The organism is Acidovorax sp. KPB24-03, assembly GCF_057546605.1.
In genome coordinates, this window is record NZ_BAAJYR010000318.1 from 1 (window position 1) to 4,130 (window position 4,130).

Here is a 4,130-nt window from a genome sequence, read left to right on the forward strand (position 1 = left end):
CTGAAGGCCATCGGCACGCCCGCGCCCGTGGCCGCGCCGGCCGGGCTGCAGGTGCCGCTGCGGCCGTACCAGCTCGACGGCCTCGCATGGCTGCAATACCTGCGCGCCCAAGGGCTGGGCGGCATCCTGGCCGACGACATGGGCCTGGGGAAAACCGCGCAGGCGCTGGCCCATGTCCTCGCCGAAAAGGAAGCGGGCCGGCTGGCGCACCCTGCGCTGGTGGTGCTGCCCACCTCGCTCGTCTTCAACTGGCAGGCGGAGGCGCAGCGCATGGCCCCGGGCCTGCGCGTGCTCAGCCTGCACGGCGCGGACCGGCGCGAGCGTTTTGCCCGCATCGGCCAGCACGACCTGGTGCTGACGACCTACCCGCTGGTGTGGCGCGACATCGACGCGCTGGCCGCGCAGCCGTGGCACCTGCTGATCCTGGACGAGGCGCAGATGGTCAAGAACGCCGGCAGCCGCAGCGCCCGCGCCCTGCGGCGCCTGAACGCTGCGCATCTGCTTTGCCTGACCGGCACGCCGCTGGAGAACCACCTGGGCGAGCTGTGGGCGCAGTTCGACTTCCTCATGCCCGGCTTTCTGGGCGATGCGCGCAGCTTCTCCCAGCGCTGGCGCAAGCCCATCGAGGAGAACGGCGAAACCCTGCGGGCCGAGGTGCTGGCCCGGCGCGTGCGCCCGTTCATCCTGCGCCGCCGCAAGCAGGACGTGGCCACCGAACTGCCGCCGCGCACCGACGTCGTGCTGCGGCTGCCGCTGCAGGGCCGCCAGCGCGAGCTGTACGAAGCGGTGCGTGCCGCCGCCGACAAGCAGGTGCGCCGCGTGCTGCAGCGCCAGAGCTTCGACGGCGCACAGATCACCCTGCTGGATGCGCTGCTCAAGCTGCGGCAGGTGTGCTGCGATCCGCGCCTGGTCAAGGGCAGCGAGGCCGCCCGGGCGCAGCCCGCCACCATGGAGCGCGCCAAGCTCGAATGGCTGGCCGACGCGCTGCCCGCCCTGGTCGCGCAAGGGCGCCGCGTGCTGGTGTTCTCGCAGTTCACCGAAATGCTCGCCCTGGTGGCCGAAACGCTGGAGACGCTCGCCCTGCCCTTCCTCGCGCTGACCGGAGACACCCCGCCCCGCGCGCGCGGCGCCGTGGTGCGGCGCTTCCAGGACCGCGGCGATGCCGGCGCGCCGCCCGTCCTGCTGGCCAGCCTCAAGGCCGGCGGCGTGGGCCTGAACCTGACCGCCGCCGACACGGTGATCCACCTGGATCCCTGGTGGAACCCCGCCGTGGAGGAGCAGGCCACCGCCCGTGCCCACCGCATCGGGCAGGACCAGCCGGTGTTCGTCTACAAGATCGTGGTGGAAGGCAGCATCGAGGAACGCATGCTGGAACTGCAGGCCCGCAAGCAGGCGCTGGCGCAGGGGGTGCTGGGGCACGACGCCGCGGGTGCGGCCAAGTTCAGCGAGGCGGACCTGAACGCCCTGCTCGCCCCCTTGTCGGAACCCCAGGACAACCCACTGGCCATCCCGGCGCACGATGCGATCCGGTGGGGCGGCACGGGGCCGGCGAGCATGCGGTGAATTCGCGAATAAGGGTGTTTTTGGCCCCATGCCTTAGTTAATCATGCCTTCATTGCTATTAAATAAATAGCAACGACCCTCTGGCGGCAGGAAGGGCTCGATCCTTGCGCCGCATCCCGCCAGAATGGCGCCATGACGACGACCCCGCACCCCGAACCCCGCTACTGGCTCATGAAGTCCGAGCCGCAGGAATGCTCCATCGACGACGCCCTGGCCGCCCCGGATGCCACCGTGCCCTGGACCGGCGTGCGCAACTACCAGGCGCGCAACTTCATGCGCGACGGCATGCAGGTGGGCGACGGCGTGCTGTTCTATCACTCCAGCTGTCCGGAGCCGGGCATTGCCGGCCTGGCGCGCGTGGCCTCCGCCACCCGGCCGGACCCGACGCAGTTCGACCCCGAATCGCCCTACCACGACCCCAAATCCCGCCCGGACCAACCGCGGTGGCTGCTGCTGGACGTGCAGGCACTGCGCAAGACCCGCCTGCTGCCCCTGGCCGAATTGCGCGCCCGGCCGGAACTGGCCGGCCTGCAGGTGCTGCAAAAAGGCAGCCGCCTGTCCATCACGCCGGTCGATGCGGCGGACTGGAAGCGGGTCGTCGAAATGCTGGACGCAGCGCCGCCCGTCTGAGCCGCGCCCTGCGAGGGCCCAAAGGTGCCGCCCGGCCACGGGTGCAGCACCTAGTGCCCGTGCCTATCATGGCCTGCCCTTCACTCCCCTTTCGCGGTGGCGCCAGCGCCCCGCGTCCGCCATGCGCAACATGCTCGACTTCAGTTCCTGGCACACCCTGCTCACCACCGCGTTGGGGCTGCTGCTGGCCTCACTGCTCATGGTGGGCATCCGGCTCGTCTTCATGCAGACCATCCAGCGCCGCCAGCAACGCGAAAACCGGCAGATCAACGAGCGGCTCAAGACCCTGATCGCCGCCTACAAGACCTTGGGCGGCTCGTTCACCGGGCAGTTGCAGGTGAGCCCGACGCACATGCGCGACCTGCGCCGGCCGGCTGGCAGCCCAACGCCATCGCCGCCCCCTGCCGAAGGCGATCCGGCCACCGTGGAAGAGGCGCTGGCACCGCTGACCAGCACCGAGCGCCAACGCCGCATGCGCGATGCGGTGGAGGCCGCGCTGTCCGACGTGATCCTGCTGGGCACCGAGGAGCAGGTCCAACTCGCCGCCCAGGCCGCGCAGGACATGGTGGCCGGCCGCAGCATCGAAACGGCGCAGCTGGTGGTGTCCCTGCGGCAGTTCATTCGGGCGGCGCTGGACCTGGAACCGATTGCGGAGCACGTGCCGATTCCCGTGCAGGGGCCGCTGCGGCCCGGAGGAAGCGGTGGCGCGGGCGCCCGGCGCGCCAATGCCGATGGCGGTGTGCGAGGCAGTGGGGGCGGCGCCGGCGGTGGGATGGGCGAAAGCGGGAACGGCGGCGGGATGGGAATGGCGCACCACGCGCCTGGTGGTGACCCGGCCGACAACGGAGGGTCCGCCACGACAGCCGCCAGCGGGCACTGAAGGGGGATGAGGCAGCGCTCCCCTGCCCGCTCGCCCCCCCGTCACGCACGAGATCCGCCCGGCACGGCGCACCGCCTCATTCGCTATCGCGCAGGTGTTTCGCGAGGAACGCCGAAATCCGCGCCTCGTAGGCCGGCGGATCGAACGCATGCAGATCGACATGCGCCGCACCATCGACCACCCACAACGCCTTCGGGTCGTCGGCCGCCGCGTAGATGCGCCGGGTTTCCGCCAGGGGGGTGTGTCGGTCCTCCGATCCGGCCGCGATCAGCAGCGGCACGTGCAGCGACGGCAGGTCGGCGATGGGCCGCAGCTGATCCGCGGAAACGCCCAGCCGCACGGGAAGCTGCCACAGCAGCAGCGGCGTGAGCCACCGGCCCGCCGGCCCCAGGTACATCGCCAGGCGGTCGGAGACCGCGTCTTCGATCGTGGGGAACATCGACTCCAGCACGACGGCCTCCAGGGACACGTCGGGCCGGGACAGCACGAGCGAGGCCGCCCCGAGCGATGCGCCGATCACACCGATCTTCTCGTCGGGCAGCGCGTCGGAAAGGTAGTCCAGGGCCGCCGCCACGCCTTGCGATTCGTTCCAGCCGAAAGTCACCCGGTCCCCGGCGCTCTCGCCATGGGCGGGCAGATCGATGAGCAGCACCGAATAGCTCAGGCGATGGAGAAAACGGGCCCGGCCCAGCATCTGCCGCCGGTCCGCACCGATGCCATGCAAAAGCAGCACCGCCCCGGCCCCGGCATCGCCACGGACCAGCCAGCCCGCAAGGGACTGGCCCGTGACGGTATCGAACCGCACCGGACTCGCGGGCAGATCGCCCGGGGCCGCGCCCACGGGCCGGTGGTGCGGATGGCTCAGGACTTCGCCCGCACCGAGCCAAACCGCGAGGCACAAAAAGGCGGCAGCGAGTGCCGCGAGGATTCTTCGACGTTGCATGGGCAGCGATGCTAGCGGCCCATGGGGTCACCGCCACCACCAAAGCAGTCCAACGCAGGGCGCTGCCGCCACGCCCAGGCCCAGCCAGGCCCGCGCCGCGCTGCGCGCGCAGAA

5 protein-coding genes are annotated in these 4,130 nt (G+C 71.1%); 3 read left to right on the forward strand and 2 right to left on the reverse strand.

The genetic code is table 11. From position 1 onward, the window contains the following. From AC27KI_RS19985 to AC27KI_RS19995, 3 genes are all read left to right on the forward strand, one after another. A partial coding sequence (locus AC27KI_RS19985; protein ID WP_487115441.1) for a DEAD/DEAH box helicase occupies positions 1–1,563 on the forward strand: 1,563 nt, incomplete at its 5' end. Positions 1,564–1,695: 132 nt separating this feature from the next. Beyond that, on the forward strand, positions 1,696–2,193 hold the full coding sequence (locus AC27KI_RS19990) for an EVE domain-containing protein (RefSeq protein ID WP_487090712.1): 498 nt from the start codon (positions 1,696–1,698) through the stop codon (positions 2,191–2,193). Between the two features lie 121 nt (positions 2,194–2,314). After that, entirely contained in the window at positions 2,315–3,073 is a 759-nt protein-coding gene (locus AC27KI_RS19995) for a hypothetical protein (RefSeq protein WP_487090713.1), read from the forward strand. Positions 3,074–3,149: 76 nt separating this feature from the next. Here the strand turns inward: AC27KI_RS19995 and AC27KI_RS20000 are convergent, their stop codons facing one another. Continuing rightward, positions 3,150–4,016, reverse strand: a complete 867-nt coding sequence (locus tag AC27KI_RS20000; RefSeq protein ID WP_487115443.1) for an alpha/beta hydrolase — start codon at positions 4,014–4,016, stop codon at positions 3,150–3,152. Between the two features lie 27 nt (positions 4,017–4,043). Further along, a partial coding sequence (locus tag AC27KI_RS20005) for a DUF3649 domain-containing protein (protein ID WP_487090715.1) occupies positions 4,044–4,130 on the reverse strand: 87 nt, incomplete at its 5' end.

Bases quoted from the DNA above. Each gene is read 5' to 3' on its own strand.
- AC27KI_RS19990 (WP_487090712.1), top strand. From the start codon at position 1,696: ATGACGACGACCCCGCACCCCGAACCCCGCTACTGGCTCATGAAGTCC.
- AC27KI_RS19995 (WP_487090713.1), top strand. From the start codon at position 2,315: ATGCGCAACATGCTCGACTTCAGTTCCTGGCACACCCTGCTCACCACC.
- AC27KI_RS20000 (WP_487115443.1), bottom strand. From the start codon at position 4,016: ATGCAACGTCGAAGAATCCTCGCGGCACTCGCTGCCGCCTTTTTGTGC.